This is a genomic window from Streptomyces albiaxialis, from assembly GCF_039530985.1.
GTDB lineage: Bacteria > Actinomycetota > Actinomycetes > Streptomycetales > Streptomycetaceae > Streptomyces > Streptomyces albiaxialis.
The window spans coordinates 574,230-592,873 of the sequence record NZ_BAAAPE010000002.1; the positions used below are offsets into that span (position 1 = coordinate 574,230).

Annotated in this window: 11 protein-coding genes and 1 pseudogene; 6 read left to right on the top strand and 6 right to left on the bottom strand. The window is 75.7% G+C overall.

Annotation, left to right across the window (positions count from 1 at the left end; translation table 11 throughout):
- Positions 1–8: 8 nt before the first annotated feature.
- Positions 9–3,014: a tetratricopeptide repeat protein gene (locus ABD343_RS07645; protein ID WP_344525396.1), complete on the bottom strand. Its 3,006-nt coding sequence runs from the start codon at positions 3,012–3,014 to the stop codon at positions 9–11.
- Complete coding sequence (locus tag ABD343_RS07650; RefSeq protein WP_344525398.1) at positions 3,011–4,858, bottom strand: HSP90 family protein; 1,848 nt, start codon at positions 4,856–4,858, stop codon at positions 3,011–3,013. Before ABD343_RS07650 ends, ABD343_RS07645 begins: the two co-directional genes overlap by 4 nt.
- A gap of 164 nt (positions 4,859–5,022) precedes the next feature.
- On the opposite strand from ABD343_RS07650, the gene ABD343_RS07655 reads away from it, so the two are divergent.
- From ABD343_RS07655 to ABD343_RS07670, 4 genes are all read left to right on the top strand, one after another.
- Entirely contained in the window at positions 5,023–6,612 is a 1,590-nt protein-coding gene (locus ABD343_RS07655; protein ID WP_344525400.1) for an alkaline phosphatase D family protein, read from the top strand.
- Positions 6,599–7,153: a DUF1990 domain-containing protein gene (locus tag ABD343_RS07660; protein ID WP_344525402.1), complete on the top strand. Its 555-nt coding sequence runs from the start codon at positions 6,599–6,601 to the stop codon at positions 7,151–7,153. Before ABD343_RS07655 ends, ABD343_RS07660 begins: the two co-directional genes overlap by 14 nt.
- A gap of 85 nt (positions 7,154–7,238) precedes the next feature.
- Entirely contained in the window at positions 7,239–8,618 is a 1,380-nt protein-coding gene (locus ABD343_RS07665) for a GNAT family N-acetyltransferase (RefSeq protein WP_344525404.1), read from the top strand.
- An 81-nt stretch (positions 8,619–8,699) separates the two neighbouring features.
- On the top strand, positions 8,700–10,403 hold the full coding sequence (locus tag ABD343_RS07670; RefSeq protein WP_344525406.1) for a DUF885 domain-containing protein: 1,704 nt from the start codon (positions 8,700–8,702) through the stop codon (positions 10,401–10,403).
- A gap of 342 nt (positions 10,404–10,745) precedes the next feature.
- Here ABD343_RS07670 and ABD343_RS07675 read toward each other — a convergent pair.
- From ABD343_RS07675 to ABD343_RS07685, 3 genes and pseudogenes are all read right to left on the bottom strand, one after another.
- Positions 10,746–11,102, bottom strand: a pseudogene (locus ABD343_RS07675) (SDR family oxidoreductase); the annotation flags it as partial.
- A gap of 14 nt (positions 11,103–11,116) precedes the next feature.
- Entirely contained in the window at positions 11,117–14,719 is a 3,603-nt protein-coding gene (locus ABD343_RS07680) for an AAA family ATPase (protein ID WP_344525408.1), read from the bottom strand.
- A complete protein-coding gene (locus tag ABD343_RS07685; RefSeq protein WP_344525410.1) occupies positions 14,716–15,906 on the bottom strand; it encodes an exonuclease SbcCD subunit D in 1,191 nt (396 codons plus the stop codon). Before ABD343_RS07685 ends, ABD343_RS07680 begins: the two co-directional genes overlap by 4 nt.
- A gap of 126 nt (positions 15,907–16,032) precedes the next feature.
- Between ABD343_RS07685 and ABD343_RS07690 the strand changes: the two genes are divergently transcribed.
- Positions 16,033–17,202 (top strand): epoxide hydrolase family protein, encoded by a 1,170-nt coding sequence (locus ABD343_RS07690; protein WP_344525412.1) that lies wholly within the window; start codon positions 16,033–16,035, stop codon positions 17,200–17,202.
- Between the two features lie 43 nt (positions 17,203–17,245).
- Here ABD343_RS07690 and ABD343_RS07695 read toward each other — a convergent pair whose 3' ends face one another.
- Complete coding sequence (locus ABD343_RS07695) at positions 17,246–17,896, bottom strand: YigZ family protein (protein ID WP_344525414.1); 651 nt, start codon at positions 17,894–17,896, stop codon at positions 17,246–17,248.
- Positions 17,897–18,238: 342 nt separating this feature from the next.
- Between ABD343_RS07695 and ABD343_RS07700 the strand changes: the two genes are divergently transcribed.
- Positions 18,239–18,643 (top strand): CoA-binding protein, encoded by a 405-nt coding sequence (locus tag ABD343_RS07700; RefSeq protein ID WP_344525604.1) that lies wholly within the window; start codon positions 18,239–18,241, stop codon positions 18,641–18,643.
- Position 18,644 lies beyond the last annotated feature (1 nt).

Here is an 18,644-nt window from a genome sequence, read left to right on the forward strand (position 1 = left end):
ACGCGAGGTCAGCGGGCGAGGCGCTGCTCCAGGTCCGCCGCCGCCTTGAGGCGTTCGGCGACGGTGCCGTCCGGGTCGGTGGTGCCGTCCGGGTAGGCGTCGCGGACCCGCGCGAGCCAGGAGCGGGCCGCATCGTGGTGGGCGAGGTCCAGTTCCAGGGCGGCCGCGCGCAGATGGTCGGCGGTCGCCAGGTGGAGGCCGGGTTCGCCGCAGTCGAGGTACGAGGTAGCGGCGAGGGCGGTGTGCCGGAGTGCGCGGGCGTAGCCGCCGGTGTTGAGCGCGTACTGCTCGGGGTCGTCGTACTCCTCGTCCGGCGGGCCGTCGGTGGGCGCCAGGGCCAGCTCGGCGATCTGGCGGTGGGTGTGGCCGGTCTCCAGCAGGAGGCGGGTGCGCTCCTCCGGGTCGTCGCCGGTCTCGCCCAGGCCCTCCTCGATCTCGCGCAGCGCGGCCTGCATGAACTCCACGCACGCGTCGGTGTCCGCGCCCTCGGCGCTGGCCAGCCAGGCGCGGGAGCGGAGGGTGCGCAGGGTGCCGTGGCGGTCGCCGAGGGAGCGCCACAGCTCCTCCGCGCGGGCGTAGGCCCGGCGGGACTGCTCGTACGTTCCCGCGTTCTTCAGCGCGTCGGCGGCGAGGTGGGCGAGCAGCGCGTGATCGTACTGGTTCTCCCACTCCTGGGCCGTCGAGGCGGCCTCCAGGAACTGCTCGGCAGCGGCGCGGTGCTCGTCCAGGCGGGAGTAGACCTGGCCGAGCCAGGAGCGGGCCTGGACGACGTCGGACTCGTCGTGTCCCTCGCGCAGGTCGGGCAGTACGGACTCCAGCACGGTCGCCGCCTCGTCCCAGCGGCCCAGGGCGAGGAGGCTCCCGCCGAGGCGGAGACGGGCGAAGGCGCCGATACCGTCGCCCTCGCCCGCCTGGTCGGCCCAGTGCGCGGCGTGCAGCAGCGCGGCCGACTCGTCCTCGGCGCGGCCCTCGGCGGCGCGGGCGTCGGCCAGCGCGAGGTGCAGCCGGGCCTGGTCGGCGGCGGCGACGACGGGGGCGCGCTCCGGGTCCTCCAGCGCGGCGGTGAGCACGGCGGCGGCGCGGGCGGGGTCGCCGGTGCCGGTCAGGACGCGGGCCAGGGCCAGTTCGGCGCCGGTGGCGTCCCAGGGTCTGCCCGCCGCGTGGCACAGGGCGGCCGCCTCGGTGAGCAGTTCGACGGCCCGCTCCCCGTCGCCGCGCTGCGCGGCGAGCCGTCCCCGGGACTCGGTGGCCTCGGCGATACGGGCGCACACGGCGGGCACGTCGCGGTCGGGCGCGGCGAAGGCGACGAGGGCGGCCAGCTCGGCGTCGAGCGTGTCGGCGGTCCGGGCGGCCTCCTCGCCGGTGGCGGCCTCGGCGAGGAGCCCGGCGCGTATCCGGGCGCGGGTGAGCAGCACGGCGGTGGCGTGCCGCGTGCTGGCGGCGCCCTCGGCGTGCAGCGCGGAGGCACGGGCGCACAGCGGCTCGATGGCCTCCAGCGCCTCGGCGTGCGGGCGGCCCGCGAAGGCGGACGCGAGCACGGCGCGCGCCCGGCAGGCGGCCTCCTCGCCGGGCCGCCCTGCTCCGGCGTACAGCTCGGCGGCGGCCGTGAACCGCTCGGCCCCCGCCGCGGGGTCGGTGCGGGCCAGCTCCATGGCGCAGTGGTCGAGGAGTTCGGCGCGCTCGTCGTCGGCGAGGCGGGCGCCGGTCCGCTCGACGGCCTCGCCGAGCCGGGCCCAGGCGGCGAGCGCCGTGGGGTGGCCGTGGGCGCTGAGGCGCCGGGCCTCGTCGAGCAGTTCGCGGGGCGGGGCGTCCGCGCGGGGGGCCGCTGCCCCGTCCTCCCCACCGGGCCGGGGCGCGGGCGTACGCGCGGGGGCCGCCGGTGCTCCGGGGGCGCCCGGGCCCCGGGCGGGGACGCGCAGGCCCAGGGGGAGCCGGTCCAGGAGGGGTTCGCGGGCCATGCGCTCGCGGGCCCGGTCGCCGACGGCTCCGGTGCCGTTGCGCGCGTCGAAGCGGCCCGCGGTGGCGTGGGCCTCGGCGGTGGCGTGCGCGGACAGCTCCCTGGCCGTCCACTCGCGCCCCGGCGGGCCCGGCACGGGCTGGTCGCCGTGGCCCAGCTCGGTCAGCCGGCGCAGCAGCACGGCGGCGCACGCGGTCCAGCTCAGATAGGTGTCGGGGTCGCCGCCCGGCTCCCAGTGGCGGGTCTGCTCGGCGAGGAGCTCCAGGCCCCGGGCCTCGTTCCCCGTCAGGGCGCAGAACTCGATGTGGGCGGCGACGGCGTGCCGCATGCTCTCCATGTCCCGCGCCATGCGGTACCCCCGCAGGTGGGAGCGGCGCGCCTCGTCCGTACGCCCGAGGCGGACCAGCGGGAGGAGCGACTCGGCGAGGACGCCGTGCGGCTGCTGGAGGCAGGTGTGGACGCCTTCGAGGACGGGCCGCCACAGGCGCAGCGCCTCCGCGTCGTCCCCGAGGCGCACCTGCCAGGCGCCCTCCTGGCGCAGCTCGCAGGCGCGGCAGTCGGTCATGTCGTCGCGGTCGGCGGCAAGCCAGGCGTCGTGGGCGCGGACGGCGCGCTCCAGGTCGCCGAGGTGCGAGGCGATGCTGAACTCGCCGGAGCGCACGGCCCTCGGGGAGTACCCGGCGAGGCGGTAGCGGTGCTCCATCTCGGCCTGCCACTTCTCGATGGAGGCGAGCGGGATGTGCGGCTGGTCGAGCATGCCGCTGGAGACCCACTTGAACATCCAGTGGAAGCGGTGGGTGGCGTACGCGTCGAAGTCCTCGGCCCGCTCGTCCCACATCCGCAGCAGCCGCGCGAAGGGCACGAACGCCTTGTCGCGCTCGACGCTGAACGTGTACGCGGACACGAGGTTGAACAGCGCCTGGATCAGCAGCGGCGCGTCGCCCGTCTCCTCGGCCTCGGCGACGAGGCTCTCGGCGCGGGCGTTGCGGGCGCGGCTCTCCAGCTCCTCGTCGTTCTCCCACAGGGCCCGGCGGATCTCCTCGGGGGTGCGGCTCATCGGCCCTCCTCGGTCTGCTGGTCGGCCTGCCGTCCGGGCTGCCCGTCGGCGGCGGACGGGGGATGGACGGCCCAGTCGAGGAGGCCGAGGAACGTGCGGTTGAGCAGCGCGGAGTCGGCGGGGCGCAGGGGCCGCTGGGCCATCAGCAGCGCCTGCCCGTAGAGGGCCTCGACGGCGGTGGCGGCGAGCTTCTGGTCGGCGACCCCGGCCATCCTGCGGATCAGCGGGTTGAGGTGGTTGAGCACCAGGCGGGCGCGGGGCGCGGTGCCGCGCAGCGAGCCGAGGATGCCGGACCACAGGTCGCTCGCGGCGTCCTCCTCCTCGGCGCGGGCCCGCTCGTGCCGGGTGCCGCGGTCGTCGAGGTGGAGCGCGGGGACGGTCACCGGGTGGTACGCGCGCAGGACGGCGTCGCAGCCGAGGGGTTCGAGGGTGGCGCGTGCCGTGGCGAGGAACGGCGCGAGCGCCAGCTCCTCGTCGGGCTCGACGGGGTCGAGGTGCGCGGTGACGGTGTCGGTGTCCAGCTCGGCGACGGTGGTGCCGGGGCGGGCGAGGGGCAGCAGCTCGATCAGCTCGCTGTCGTACGTGTAGCCCCCGTTGACGACGCCGATGCCCTGGGCCGCGGCGATGGCGGCGACCTGGCGGTACTCCTCGACGCCGCGCGTGAAGTGCACGACGGGGTGGCGGCGCGCGAACTCCTCCAGGGAGAGCTGCCCCTCGGTGGTCTCGAACGGCAGCCAGGGCAGCATCAGCTTCAGCATCTCCCTGTCGTGCCGGGCGAGGGACTTGACGCCCAGGTGGTGCACGGCGAGGAACTGGCCGAGCCGCTCCCTGTCGCCCGCCGCCAGCTCGGCGAGCCAGCCCCTGATCGCGTCGCCGAGCGCCTCGCGCACGGCCGCGAGGGTCTCGTCCGCGTACAGGTTCTCGCGGGAGGCGGTGGGGCGGAGGCTGTCGGTGTCGAGGACGCAGCGGACGAAGAACGCCCAGTCGGGCAGGAGTTCATCGGCGCGCTCGGTGAGCAGCATGCCCTTGAGGTGGACGCGGTGCGCGCCGCGCTGGGCCGGGCTGACGGCCGTCGGCAGCACGTACGCCACGCCGCGCAGGCCCGCCAGCGGCACGTCCAGCTCGATCGAGTCCAGCGGCGCGAAGCCGAAGGTCTCCTGGCAGTGCGCGGCGAGCGCGACCGCGCGGGCCCCGGGGCCCGGGTGGGTCCGCTCCCAGACCGGGGGCCGCTCGGTGACGGACTCGCCGTCCACCGTGACGTCGTAGGGCAGCAGGAAGCCGAAGTGCCGGGCCAGTTCGGTGACGCGCGCGGGCTCCAGCCACTCGCGGGCGCCGGGCCGGGCGGTGAGGTGCACGGTGGTGCCGGGCTCCTCCCGGGCGTCGCGGGGCAGCGTCCGTACGGTGTACGAGCCGTCGTCGCGGGCGAGCCATTCGACGGGCGGGGCCTCCGGGTCCCGCGCGGAGCGGCTCACGACGCGCAGCTCCTCGGCGACGACGAAGCAGGCGAGGAGCCCGATGCCGAACTGCCCGAGGTACTCGGCGCGGGCCGCCTCCAGGCTGTCGCGCTTGGAGCTGCGCCCGATGGTGGCGAGCAGCGCGTGCACCTCCGGCTCGGTGAGCCCGATGCCGCTGTCCTCGACGCGCAGCGTGCTGTCCCCGGTCAGCAGCCGCACGGTGGCGGTCGCTCCGGGCTCGGCGGCCGCACGGGCCGTGACGGCGTCCACGCCGTTCTGGAGCAGCTCGCGCAGGAAAACCTTCGGGCTGGAGTAGAGGTGGTGGGAGAGGAGGTCCACGAGGCCGCGGAGGTCGACCTGGAAGGTGTGCGGTATGCGTTCGGCAGTCATCGCGCGGAATCCTAGGGGCGGGGTACGACAGCGCACCACGCGGTTGTCGCGGAACCCTTCTGTCCGATGTGGCGTCGGTGTTCACTGTGGGTTCGTGTGCACGGCACGCCGGCGGGATACAGCTTCTCCCGCACGTCCCTGAACGCTTTCGAGGAGGCACCTCCATGGCAGACAGCTCCCGGCAGAACGGCCCGTCCCCCGCCCGGCGCGCGGTGCTGCGCGGCTCGCTGGCCGCGTCGGCCGCGCTCTCCGTGCCGCTGCTCGGCGCGGGCTCCGCGCCGGCGCAGGCGCTGCGCGGACGGCCGTCCGCCAAGTGGGGAGTCCAGGCGGGCGACGTGACGTCGTCCTCGGGGCTGGTGTGGGTGCGCTCGGACCGCAGGGCCCGGATGCTCGTGGAGACCTCGGCCACGGAGTCGTTCCGGAACGCGAGACGCTGGCACGGCCCGGTGGTCGGCCCGGACACGGACTTCACCGGCCGGACGCCGCTGCGCGGCCTGCCCCCGGGCGAGACGGTGCACTACCGTGTGACGCTGGCCGACCCGGACGACCCGCGCCGCACGGGCGAGGCCGTGCACGGCTCGTTCCGCACGGCGCCCGCGCGGCGCCGGGAGAGCGTGCGCTTCCTGTGGTCGGGCGACCTGGCGGGGCAGGGCTGGGGCATCAACCCGGACCGGGGCGGCTATCCGATCTTCGAGGAGATGCGGCGGCTGCACCCGGACTTCTTCCTGTGCAGCGGCGACACGATCTACGCGGACAATCCCATCACCGAGAAGGTCGAGCTGCCGGACGGCAAGGTCTGGCGGAACGTCACGACGGAGGAGAAGTCGAAGGTCGCCGAGACCCTCGGCGAGTTCCGCGGCAATTTCCGCTACAACCTGCTGGACGAGAAGCTCCGCCGGTTCAACGCGCAGGTGCCGTGGATCGTCCAGTGGGACGACCACGAGGTGCTCAACAACTGGTACCCGGGCGAGATCCTGGACGACGACCGGTACACGGTGAAGGACGTGAACACCCTCGCCGCCCGCTCGCTGCGCGCCTTCAGCGAGTACTTCCCGGTGAGCACCCTGCCCCCGAAGGACGAGGACGGGCGCGTCTACCGCGTCGTCCACCACGGGCCGCTGCTCGACGTGTTCGTGCTGGACATGCGCTCGTTCCGGAACAAGAACTCGCCCGGCAAGCAGCCCGACGACGAGCAGGGCATCCTCGGCGAGCGCCAGCTCAGGTGGCTCAAGCGGGAGCTGTCCCGCTCGCGCGCCGTGTGGAAGGTGATCGCCTCGGACATGCCGCTGGGCCTCGTCGTCCCGGACGGCAAGACGGACTTCGAGGCCGTCGCGCAGGGCGACCCGGGCGCGCCGCTGGGGCGCGAGCTGCAGATCGCCGAGCTGCTGCGGCACATCAAGCGGGACAAGGTCACGGGCACGGTGTGGTTCACGACCGACGTGCACTACACGAGCGCGCAGCGGTACGTCCCGGAGCGCGCGGCGTTCAAGGACTTCGCGCCGTTCTGGGAGTTCGTCTCGGGGCCGCTCAACGCGGGCGGCTTCGGCGCCCTCAAGCTCGACGGCACCTTCGGCCCCGAGCAGCCGTTCGTGAAGGCGCCGACGAAGGCGAACACGCCGCCGACCGAGGGCGGCCAGTACTTCGGCCAGGTCGACATCGACGGCGAGAGCGGCGAACTGACGGTGCGGCTGCGCGAGGAGGGCGGCGAGGTCCACTTCACGAAGACCCTGCAGCCGGGCCGTGTCGGGCAGTGAGCCCCCGTCGGCGTCGCCGCCCCTGACGTACGGCCCGGTCGGCGCGACCGCGCGCGGCGAGGTACCGCCCGGGTTCAACGGGCTGTGCGTGCGCACCCGGCTGGGCTCCGGCGACGCCGCCTTCCGGACGGCGTCGCGGGCCCTGATGACGTGGCGGCTGCACCACCGGATGGGCGGCGTACGGCTCGCGCCGGTCGCGCCGCGTGCCGCCGAGGGCGTACGGGTCGGGGTCGCGCTCGGCGTGGGGCCGCTGCGGGTCGGCGGCCCCTGCCGGGTGGTGTGGACGGCGGAGGGGCCGGACGAGGCGGGCTGGGCGTACGGCACGCTGCCGGGGCATCCGGTGCGCGGCGAGGAGGCGTTCCTCGTGGGCCGGGACCCGGGCGGGGACGTGTGGCTGACGGTGCGCGCGTACAGCGTTCCGGCGGCGTGGTGGACGCGCGCCGCGGGCCCGCTCGTGCCGGTGTTCCAGCGGGCGTACGCGCGCCGCTGCGGCCGGGTGCTGCGACGCCTCGTCAGCGAGGCGGGCCAAAACGGTCAGTAGTGCTCAGTAGCGGTCAGATGCGCTCTTAACTCACCGGACACACATCGTTCGTGATCACGCAACGCCTGTCCGCGAGGCTGGTTCCATGACTGAGCACTCCGTACGGAATTCCTCACCCGCCAAGCACCACTGGCGCCGCGATCTCGTCGAGCTGGCGGCGCTCTTCACCGCCGTCACCGTGGCCGACACGGTCGCCAAGACGGTCGTGAACGCCCCGGACGGGCCCGTCACGCTCGGCGTGTGCGCCGTGGCCCTCGCGGCCACGGCCGGATTCCACACCTGGTGGGCACGGCGCCACACGCACGCCCCGCCCGCTCCCCCGCCGGATACGGGCGCCACGACCGGGACCGCGGACGGCGGCGAGAGCCGGACCTCGGACGGCGGCGAGACCTCGCTGTGGCGGATGCGCACGACCGTACGCGAGGAGCCCGGGTCCCTCGCGCGGGTGTGCGCGGCGCTGGCCCGGGCCCGGGTGGACATCCTCACCCTCCAGACCCACCCGCTGGGCGACGCGACGGTGGACGAGTTCCTGCTGCGCGCGCCCGCCGCGCTGGACGCCCGCGAGCTGGCCCGAACGGTCGACGGGGCGGGCGGCCGTGACACCTGGACCGAGCGCGCCGACGCGCACGACCTGGTGGACACGCCCGCGCGCGTCCTCGGCCTCGCCACCCGTACGGCCCTGGACACGGCGGAACTGCCGCTCGCGCTGCGCCAGTTGCTGGGCCGCTGCACCATCCGCTCGGTACCCGGTGACGCACCGTCGGACGGCATCATGGAGGATCACGTACTACGGCTGCCCGACCCGGCGGGAGGTGAGATCGTGGTGGAGCGGCCCCAGCTCCCGTTCACACCCACCGAGTTCGCGCGCGCCCGCGCCCTCGTCGAGCTGGACGCGCGGCTCGGCCGGCAGCGGATGCCGCGCGGCCGGGACGAGCTGCGGCTGCCCGGCGGCGACCGGAAGCTGACCGTGCGGCGCGCCGACGCCGGGGACCTGGAGGCGGCGCGGGCCATGCACGCGCGCTGCTCGCGGCGCACCCTCTCGCTGCGCTACCACGGCCCCGTCCGGGACGCCGACCGCTATCTCGACCACCTCCTGTCGCCCCGCTTCGGCCGTACGCTCGCCGTCGAGAGCGACGCGGGCGAGCTGGTCGCGCTGGGCCACCTGCTGTGGGACGGCGACGAGTCCGAGGCCGCGCTGCTGGTCGAGGACGCGTGGCAGCGCCGCGGCATCGGCTCGGAACTGCTGCGCCGCCTGACCGCGATGGCCCGCGAGGCCCGGTGCGAGAACGTGTACGCGGTCACCCAGGCCTCCAACACCGGCATGGTCGCCGCGATGCGCGGCCTCGGGCTGCCGCTGGACTACCAGGTCGAGGAGGGCACCCTCGTGGTCACCGCCACGCTGGCGCCCGTGCCCGAGGACGCGCCCTCGGCAGCGCACGCGGAGGCGACGCCGCGCCGGAGCTGACGGCGGCACCGCTGACGGCACCGCTGACGGTGCTGCGTCAATGCTGATGACGACGGCGCCCATCCGTACCAGGATGGGCGCATGTCCGATGCAATGAACGCGGCACCGTTGCCGCGCCAGATCGCCGATGGCTATGTCGACGCACTCGTGGAGCTCGACCCGATCACCGGCACGTACCTCGGGGTGCCCGAAAGCCACGGCAAGCTGCCCGACTTCTCCCCCGCCGGGCAGGAGGCGTTCGCGGTGCTGCAGCGCACCACGCTCAAGGCCCTCGACGAGGCCGAGACCCGGCCCGGGGGCGACAGCGACGAGGAGCGCCGCTGTGCCCGGCTGCTGCGGGAGCGGCTGACCGCCGAGCTCGCCGTGCACGAGGCCGACGAGGGCCTGCGTGCCGTCAGCAACATGCACACCCCCGTCCACGCGGCCCACCAGATCTTCACCCTCACGCCGACCGAGACCGAGGAGGACTGGGCGGCGGTCGCGCGGCGGCTGCGGGCGATGCCCGTGGCCCTGGAGGGCTACCGCGCCTCGCTCGCGGAGGGCCTGGCGAAGAACCTGCTGGGCGGGCCGCGCCAGGTGTCCACGATGCTCGGACAGCTCACCGAGTGGATCGGCGAGGAGGGGCCCGACACCGGGCGGAGCTGGTACGCCGGGTTCGTGGACCCCGGGCCCGAGCCCATGCGCGCGGAGCTGACGGCCGCGGCGGCCGAGGCCACGCGCGCCGTCGCCGAGCTGCGCGACTGGCTGCGCGACGTGTACGCGCCGGCCGTCGCGGGCGCCCCCGAGATCGTGGGCCGCGAGCGGTACGCGCTCTGGTCCCGCTACTGGAACGGCACCGACCTGGACCTGGAGGAGGCCTACGCGTACGGCTGGTCGGAGTACCACCGGCTGCTGGCCGAGATGCGCGTCGAGGCGGAGAAGATCCTGCCCGGCGCGAAGACCCCCTGGGAGGCGCTGGCCCACCTCGACACGCACGGCGAGGCCGTCGAGGGCGTCGACGAGGTCCGCGCCTGGCTCCAGAGCCTGATGGACCAGGCCATCGACGAGCTGGACGGCACCCACTTCGAGCTGGCCGAGGAGGTGCGGCGCGTCGAGTCCCGCATCGCCCCGCCGGGCAGCGCCGCCGCGCCGTACTACACCCAGCCCTCGCTGGACTTCTCCCGCCCGGGCCGCACCTGGCTGCCGACGATGGGCGAGACACGGTTCCCCGTGTACGACCTGGTCAGCACCTGGTACCACGAGGGCGTGCCGGGCCATCACCTCCAGCTCGCGCAGTGGACGTACGTCGCGGACCAGCTCTCGAAGTACCAGACGACGATCGGCATGGTCAGCGCCAACGCGGAGGGCTGGGCCCTCTACGCGGAGCGGCTCATGGACGAGCTGGGCTATCTGACGACCGCCGAGCGGCGGCTGGGCTATCTCGACGCGCAGATGATGCGCTCCACCCGGATCATCGTCGACATCGGCATGCACCTGGAGCTGACGATCCCGGACGACTCGCCCTTCCACCCCGGCGAGCGCTGGACGCCGGAGCTGGCGCAGGAGTTCTTCGGCCTGCACAGCGGCCGTCCGGCGGACTTCGTGGAGAGCGAACTGGTCCGCTACCTGGGCATGCCGGGCCAGGCGATCGGCTACAAGCTGGGCGAGCGGGCGTGGCTGCGCGGGCGCGACGCGGCCCGCCGTGCGCACGGTGACGCGTTCGACGCGAAGAAGTGGCACATGGCCGCGCTTTCGCAGGGCTCCCTGGGCCTCGACGACCTGGAAGCGGAGCTCTCGGCCCTGTGACCAGGGGCTGGCCCTTCCCCGCCCCGGCTCCTCCGCAAAGCTCGGGCAGCCTGCGCCGAGTGCGCTCGTTCAAGAGCCGGGTTCGGGGTGCCCCGTGCCGTGCTTCGCGGGGTGCGGGAGCGCTGTGGCTTGGCGCGCAGTTCCCCGCGCCCCTGGCGGGGCACGTCTGCTCCTCCCTGCTGCGCTTGGGAGGTCTGCGCGAAGGCGCAGGGCTGGCAAGCGCAGCCCTCTTCGCCGGGTGCGCGCGAACAGGAGCCGGGGGCGGGGTGCCCCGCACCCCGATTCGCGGAGTGCGGGAGCGCTGTGGCTTGGCGCGCAGTTCCCCGCGCCCCTGGCGGGGCGCTAGGTGGTCGGGGGGTCGGACGTGTGGGCCGGGTGGGGCCAGCGGGCGAAGCCGCCTTCGGAGTTGATGACCTCGCCGGTGATCCAGCCCGCCTCGTCCGTGGTGAGCCACGTGATGAGGCGGGCAGGATCGTCGGGCTCCGCCCACCGTCCGCCGTCGAACATCGCGGCGACCGCGCCATGGTCCTCCCCGGTGAGGTATCCCGTGTCCACCGGCCCCGGATTGACCGCGTTCACGGTGATCCGGCGCGGGCCGAGCGCCGTCGCGAGGGTGCGGGTGGCCGACGCGAGGGCGCCCTTCGCCAGCGCGTAGGCGACCTCGTCCGGCATGCCTCCCCGTACGTCCTGGCCCGACCCGACGGGCGGCCGGGTCAGCTCGCCGGGAGGGCCGAACGCAGCCGCACCGTCGAGCCCGTACGGGACTTGGCGACCTCCAACTGGGCCGGGATGCGCTGCCGCAGGTCCGCGACGTGACTGACGATGCCGACGCAGCGGTCCCGTTCCCGCAGCCCGTCCAGGACGTCGAGGACCTCGTCGAGCGTCTGCTCGTCCAGGCTGCCGAAGCCCTCGTCGATGAAGAGGGTCTCCAGGCGGGTGCCGCCCGCCTCCTCCGTCACCACGTCGGCGAGGCCCAGCGCGAGCGCGAGCGAGGCGAAGAAGGTCTCGCCGCCCGAGAGCGTCGCCGTGTCGCGTTCGGCGCCCGTCCACGCGTCCACCACGTGCAGGCCGAGCCCGGAACGGCCGCGTCCGCCCGCCCGTTCGTCGGAGTGGACGAGCGTGTAGCGGCCGCCGGACATCCGCGCGAGGCGCGCGCTCGCGGCGTCGGCGACCTGTTCGAGCCGGGCGGCGAGGACGTAGGACTCCAGGCGCATGCGGCGCTCGTTCTCCGCCGAGGTGCCCGCGGCGAGCCCGGCGAGGCGCGCGACGCGCTCGTACCCGCCGCGCAGCGGGGCGAGGCGGCGGGCCTCCTCGGCGGCGCTCCGGCCGAGCGAGGCGAGGTCCGCGCAGCGGGTACGGGCCGCGTCGAGCGCGGAGGAGGCGGCGCGCAGCCGCCGCGCGGCCTCCGCCGCGCGCGCCTCGCACGCCTCGACGGGCGCGGGCGGCAGCGCGGCGGCCTCGGTCAGTCCGGGGTCGTCCAACTCGGCGGCGAGGGCGCTCTCCTCCGCCTGCCGGTGCTCCAGCCACGCGGACAGCTCCCGCTGCTCGGGCCCGGCGAGAACCGCGTCGGCGCCCTCCTCGGGGGTGCCGAACCCGGCACGGCGGGCGGCGTCGGCGAGGCGTTCCCCGGCGTCCTCCAGGCGCCGCGCGGCCGAGTGCGCGGTGCGGGCGTCCTCGGCGGCGGCCGCGAGGAGGGCGACGCGGCGCTCCAGGAGCGCGGCGCGCGCGGCGACGCTGTCGGCCTCGCCGCGCGCCTGGTCGAGCTGCTCGGTGAGCGCGGCACGTTCACGCTGGAGGGTCTCGCGGGTCGAGGTGCGCGCGGCCGCGCGGCGCTCGGCCTCCTGCCGCTGGGCCAGGCGCTCGCCGTGCTCGCGCTCGGCGGCGGCCAGTGCCTCGCGGGCCTCGTGCGCGCGGGCGGCCTCGGCGTGCGCCGTACGGTGCTCGTCCTCCAGCGCGGCGAGGGCGGGGGCGAGCCGGTCGGCGGGCTCGCCCCCGGCGTCGGTCTCGGCGGCGGTGTGGCTGTCGCGCAGCGCGGCGAGGTCCCGTTCGGCGGTCTCGCGGGCCGTGCCCGCCTCCTGGGAGGCGGCGAAGGCCGCGTCCTCGGTGGCCCGGTCGATGTGTCCGGCGTCCGGGCGCGCGGGGTCGGGGTGGGCGGTGGAGCCGCAGACGGCGCAGGGCTCGCCGTCGGTGAGGTGCGTGGCGAGTTCGGCGGCGATGCCGCGCAGCCGGGCCTCCTTGAGGGCGAGCCACTTCTCGTGGGCCTCGGTGGCGGCCTCGCGCGCGTCCAGCAGCCGCCGCTCGGCCTCGCCGAGCTGCCCGGCGAGCCGGTCGCGTCGGCGGGCGGCCTCCAGCCGGTCGCGGGCGGGCGGGAGCTGTCCGGCGAGGCGCTCGGCGCGGGTGGCGGCGTCCTGTGCGGCGTCGACGCGGGCGCGGTGCGCGGCGTGCCGGGCCTCCCAGCCGTCGAGCCAATCGGCGGCCTCGCGCAGCAGTGCCTCGTCCTCGCGGGACTCGCCGTCGAGGGCGGCGAGTTCGGTGTCGAGCGCGGCGCGGCGCCGCTCGGCCTCGCGTGCGGCGGCGAGGGAGCCCAGCTCCTGGCGCATCGCGCCCTCGACCTCGGCGAGGCGCGCGGGCGGGGCGTCGGCCAGCTCCGGGGGCAGCTCCGCGCGGCTGCGCTGCTCGGCGCCGGCGGCGTCCCGGTGCTCGGTGCGGGCCGCGTCGCGCAGGGAGAGGGCGGGGGTGACGGCGTCGGCGGCGCGGGCCCGTTCGAGCCGCCGACCGGCGGCCTCGCGTTCGGGCGCCCGCTCGGCGAGCGCGTCGGCACGCTGCCGCGCCTCGGCGTACCGGTGCTGGCGACGGGCGAGTTCACGGGCCTCGTCGAGGGCGTGCGCGGCAGCGGCGTTGCCGCGCTCGGCCTCCTCCGCGGCGAGCGCGGCGATGTCGAGCCGCTCCCGGGCGGACGTACGGGCGAGGGCCGCCCACTCCAGCACGGCATCGGCGAGCCCGGGGTCACCGGGAACGAGGGCGCCCTCGCCGGACCGCTGCCGGGCCCCGGTGCCGCGCTGTCCGGCACCGGAACCGCGCTGTCCGCCCCCGGTGCCGGTGCCACGGGGCGCGGGCACGGAATCGCGGGACCCGGGCGCGGAGCCACGTGAGCCGGGCGCGGTGTCGCGGGCTCCCGACACGGAGTCGCGAGACTCGGACGCGGCGCCGAGCGCGGGCCCGGAGCCACGTGAGCCGGGCGCGGTGTCGCGGGCTCCCGACACGGAGTCGCGAGGCCCGGACGCGGCGCCGAGCGCGGACCCGGGGCCACGGGAGCCGAGCGCGGTGTCGCGGGCTCCCGACACGGAGTCGCGAGACTCGGACGCGGGGCCGGGCGCGGACCCGGGGCCGGGCGCGGGCAAGTCGCGGGCACCCGACGCCGAGTCACGGGAGCCGGACACGGGCACGGAATCGCGGGACCCGGACACAGCGCCGGGCGCGGACGCGGAGCCCCGCGCACCCGGCACGGAATCGCGCGCGCCCGACGCGGAGCCCCGGGCGCCCGGCCCGGAGTCGCGGGAGCCGGGTGCGCGTGCGGAACCGTGGGGGCCGGGCGCGGACACGGGCGCCGTCCCGGGGCCCTCGCCGAGTTCCGGGTCGGCGCCCGCGGCCTGACGCATCCGGTGGGCGAGGGCGAGCAGCTTCTCGTCGCCTGCGGCGACGTCGCGCTGGGCCTCCTTGCGCATCCGGGTCAGCTCGTCCTCGACGGCCGCGAAGCGGCCCGTGTCGAAGAGGCGGCCCAGGAGCCGGGCGCGGTCCTCGGCCCCGGAGCGCAGGAACCGCGCGAAGTCGCCCTGGGGCAGCAGGACGACCTGGCAGAACTGGTCGCGGCTCATGCCGAGGAGCTGCCCGATCTCCTCGCCGATCTCCTGGTGGGAGCGGCTGAGCCCCTTCCACTCCCCCGTGCCCGGGTCGTACTCGCGCAGCTCGGAGTGGGCGCGCTCGCGGGTCAGGCCCGTGCCGCGGGCCTTGGGGCGCATCTGTTCGGGGCTGCGGCTGATCTCCAGCCTGCGGCCCGCGACGGTGAGTTCGAGGGTGACGCCGGTGAGGACGCGGGGCTCGGCGTGGTCGCTGCGCAGGGTGCCGCCGGGCTGCTGGCGGGCGCCGGGGACGCCGCCGTACAGCGCGTAGCAGACGGCGTCGAGGACGGACGTCTTGCCCGCGCCCGTCGCGCCGTGCAGCAGGAACAGCCCGGCGGAGGAGAGCGTGTCGAAGTCGACCTCGTGGGTGCCGCCGAAGGGGCCGAACGCGGTGAGCGTGAGCCGGTGGAGCCTCACCCGGTCACCGTCCCCTCGGCCGTGGCCTCCTCGCCCTCGCTCTGTCCGGAGGCGCGGACCGCGTCGAGGGCGCGGCCGAGCATGGCGCGCTCCTCCGCGTCGGCCCCGCGCCCCGGGCGTACGTGCCCGACGAAGTCCTCGGCGATCTCCCGGTCCGTACGGTCGCGCAGCCTGCGGGCGTACGAGACGGCGCCGTCCTCCTCCTCGCGGCGCGGGTCGAAGACGAGGCTGACGGTGTGCGGGAAGCGCTTCTCCAGCCGCGCCATCGGCTCGGCGGGGCGGGCCGGGTCGGTGAGGGTGGCCTCGACCCAGGAGCCGGTGTGGCGCTCGTACCGCTCGTCCTCCAGCAGTTCGTCGAGGGTGCCGCGCAGCCGCGCGAGGGGGCGGGGCACGGGGCAGTCGATCCGCTCGCCGTGGACGGCGCCGTCGGCGCCGAGGTCGATGAGCCACATGGACTTGCGGTGGTCGGCCTCGGAGAAGGAGTAGGCCAGCGGCGAGCCCGAGTAGCGGACGCGGTCGGTGAGGCGCTGGGAGCCGTGGAGGTGGCCGAGCGCCGCGTAGTCCACACCGTCGAAGACGGAGGCGGGCACCGAGGCGACGCCGCCGACGGTGATGTCCCGCTCGCTGTCGGAGGGCTCGCCGCCGGTGACGAACGCGTGCGCGAGGACGACGGACCGGGTTCCCTCGGGGCGTTCGGCGAGGTCGGCGCGGACGCGGTCCATGGCGGCGCGCAGCACGGCGGTGTGCCCGCCGCCCTCGGCGCCGAGCGTGTGCCGGGTGAGTGTGGGCTCCAGGTACGGCAGCCCGTAGCAGGCGACGGGGCCGTGCTCGTCCTTGAGTACGACGGGCGTGCCGCACGTGGCGGGGTCGGTGCGCAGATGGATCCCGGCGCTCTCCATGAGGCCCGAGCCGACGCCGAGACGGCGGGCCGAGTCATGGTTGCCGGAGATCATCACGGTGGGCACGGACAGCTCGGCGAGCCGGTGCAGCGCGTCGTCGAACAGCTCGACGGCGGACAGCGGCGGCACGGCACGGTCGTAGATGTCACCGGCGACGAGCACCGCGTCGGCCTGGCGGTCGCGGACGGTGGCGACGAGGTGGTCGAGGAACGCGCGCTGCGCGTCGAGCAGGCTGACCCGGTGGAAGCCGCGGCCCAGGTGCCAGTCCGAGGTGTGCAGGAATCTCACTGCCCGGCCCCCACCCGCACCTCCCGGTGCTCTGTCGTCGCTCGCTGGTCCCCCGTTCGCTGGGGACACTGTAACCGCAGGCGGCGGGCGTTTCTGACAGGGCGCCGGACGGGTGAGAATGCCCCGATGGCCCCGATGCGAACGTTCACGATCTCCACGCCCGAGGCGGAGCTGGCCGACCTCCGGGACCGGCTGTCACGCACCCGCTTCCGCGAGGAGCGGCCCGGCGAGGACGGCGCGGACGGCGACGACTGGTCGCTGGGCACGCCGCAGCCCTGGCTGCGGCGGCTCGTCGCGCACTGGCTGCACCGCTACGACTGGCGCCGCACCGAGGCCGAACTCAACGCCCTGCCGCAGGTCGTCGGCGAGTTCGCGGGGCTGCGCACGCACGCCTTCGTGGTCCGCTCCCGGCACGAGGACGCCGTCCCGCTGCTGCTGTGCCACGGCTGGCCCGGCTCGGTGGTCGAGTTCCTCGACTGCCTGCCCGCGCTGACCGACCCGGTGGCCCATGGGGGACGCGCCGAGGACGCCTTCCATGTGGTGCTGCCCTCGATGCCGGGCTTCGGGCTGTCGGGACCGGCCCCGGTGCGGGGCGCCGGGGTGCCCGCCGTCGGCGAGGCCTTCGCCGCGCTCATGACGGAGCTGGGCCACCCGCGCTTCCTGGCCCAGGGCGGCGACTGGGGCGCCTTCGTCGTCCGGCATCTGGGCCTGGAGCACCCCGGGCGGCTGCTGGGCGCGCACCTCAACTTCCCCTGGGCGGTGGCCCCGCCCGGCCTCGCCGACCCGCTGTCCGAGGCGACGCCGGAGGAGCGCGAGACGCTGGAGCGCAACGAGCGGGTCTACGGCGCCGACAACGGCTACTACCTCCAGCAGGCCACCCGCCCGTACAGCCTCGGCCCCGCCCTGGAGGACTCCCCGGCGGGGCTGGCGGCCTGGCTGCTGGAGAAGTTCCACACGTGGTCCGACACCCGCGACGGCCTGCCGTTCACGCTCGACCGGCTGCTGGACAACACGATGCTCTACTGGCTCACCGGCACCGCCACCTCCGCCGCGCGGCTGTACGCGGAGTCCGGGGCGTACGGCTCCGATCCGGGCGTGTGGGGCCGCAGGGTCGAGGTGCCCACGGGCATCGCGCTCTACCCCCGGGAGAAGACGCGGGCCCCGCGCCGGTGGAGCGAGCGGCAGTGGAACCTGACGCACTGGGCGGAGCAGCCGCGCGGCGGTCACTTCGCCGCGTTCGAGCAGCCGGCCCTCTTCACCGCCGACCTGCGGGACTTCGCGCGCACGCTGCGGTGAGGGCGGTTACGTCGGTTACATCGGTTACGTCGGTGCGGCGCCCTCAGACCGTGCCGAACGCCTCGCCGCCCAGTTCGAGGCGCGCGGTTCCCGCCGTCGCGTCGGCGAGCCAGCCGCGGAAGGCGTCCAGCTCGGCCTCGGGCAGGCCGAGTTCGAGGGCGACCTCGGCGCCGTAGCGGACGTCACGGACGTCACGGCCCGTGGCGCGCAGGTCGTTCTCCAGCCTGCCCGCGCGCTCGTGCCCGACGGTGACGGTGACGAGCCGGAACGGGCGGCGCCGTACGGTCCCGAGGGCGTCGAGGGCCTCGCCGACGGCGCCCCCGTAGGCGCGGATGAGGCCGCCCGCGCCGAGCTTGGTGCCGCCGAAGTACCGGGTGACGACGGCGACGGCGTAGCGGATGTCGCGGCGCAGCAGCATCTGGAGCATGGGCACTCCGGCGGTGCCGCCGGGCTCCCCGTCGTCGTTGGCCTTCTGCACGCCCGCGTCGGCGCCGATGACGTACGCGGTGCAGTTGTGCGTGGCGGTCGGGTGCTCGGCGCGGATCCGCGCGATGAACGCCTGCGCCTCGGCCTCGGTCGCGGCGGGCGCGAGGTGGCACAGGAAGCGGGAGCGGTTGATCTCGGTCTCGTGCGTGCCCTCCGCCGCGACCGTGACGTACTCACCGGCGGTGCGCCGTTCCTGTTCCTCTGCCATTCCGCCAGCGTATGCGGTGGTACTGGTGAGGGGGTGCCCCGCCTGTGCCTCGCAGCCCGCGGCTCTCGCGGTGGCTCGCCGCGCAGTTCCCCGCGCCCCTGAAGCAGCCCCTTCGGGGCGCTTCACGGGGCGCTTCGGAGAGCGCCCCGCCGGGGGCGCGGGGAACTGCGCGAGCGAGCACAGCGGACCGGCGCCCGGCAACGGCGGCACAGGGGCAGGACGTGCCCGTCAGGGGCGCGGGGAACTGCGCGAGCGGCCACGGCCGACCCGCGGGCTGCCACGCGACAGCAAGGGGCAGCCCGGACGCAGGGGGCGCCCCTCTAGACTCGCCGCATGAGTGAAATGGCTGCAGACGCCGAGGTCCGGCGCATCCTGACCGGGCTCGGGGACACCTGGGCCGTGGTCGGGCTGTCCGGCAACCGGGGGCGGGCGGCGTACGGCGTCGCCGAGGTGCTCCAGCGCTTCGGGAAGCGGATCGTGCCCGTCCATCCCAAGGCCGAGGCGGTGCACGGCGAGCGCGGGTACGCGAGCCTGTCGGAGATCCCCTTCCCGGTGGACGTCGTGGACGTCTTCGTGAACTCCTCGCTGGCCGGTGACGTCGCCGACGAGGCGGTGCGGATCGGCGCGAAGGCCGTCTGGTTCCAGCTCGGGGTGGTCGACGAGGACGCGTTCGCGCGCACGCGCGCGGCGGGGCTCGCGATGGTGATGGACCGCTGTCCGGCGATCGAAATCCCGCGCCTGGGGTGAG

What these genes read in the sequence shown, in the direction of transcription:
- ABD343_RS07645 (WP_344525396.1), bottom strand. Translation starts at nt 3,014, where the DNA reads ATGAGCCGCACCCCCGAGGAGATCCGCCGGGCCCTGTGGGAGAACGAC.
- ABD343_RS07650 (WP_344525398.1), bottom strand. Translation starts at nt 4,858, where the DNA reads ATGACTGCCGAACGCATACCGCACACCTTCCAGGTCGACCTCCGCGGC.
- ABD343_RS07655 (WP_344525400.1), top strand. Translation starts at nt 5,023, where the DNA reads ATGGCAGACAGCTCCCGGCAGAACGGCCCGTCCCCCGCCCGGCGCGCG.
- ABD343_RS07665 (WP_344525404.1), top strand. Translation starts at nt 7,239, where the DNA reads ATGACTGAGCACTCCGTACGGAATTCCTCACCCGCCAAGCACCACTGG.
- ABD343_RS07670 (WP_344525406.1), top strand. Translation starts at nt 8,700, where the DNA reads ATGTCCGATGCAATGAACGCGGCACCGTTGCCGCGCCAGATCGCCGAT.
- ABD343_RS07690 (WP_344525412.1), top strand. Translation starts at nt 16,033, where the DNA reads ATGGCCCCGATGCGAACGTTCACGATCTCCACGCCCGAGGCGGAGCTG.
- ABD343_RS07695 (WP_344525414.1), bottom strand. Translation starts at nt 17,896, where the DNA reads ATGGCAGAGGAACAGGAACGGCGCACCGCCGGTGAGTACGTCACGGTC.
- ABD343_RS07700 (WP_344525604.1), top strand. Translation starts at nt 18,239, where the DNA reads ATGGCTGCAGACGCCGAGGTCCGGCGCATCCTGACCGGGCTCGGGGAC.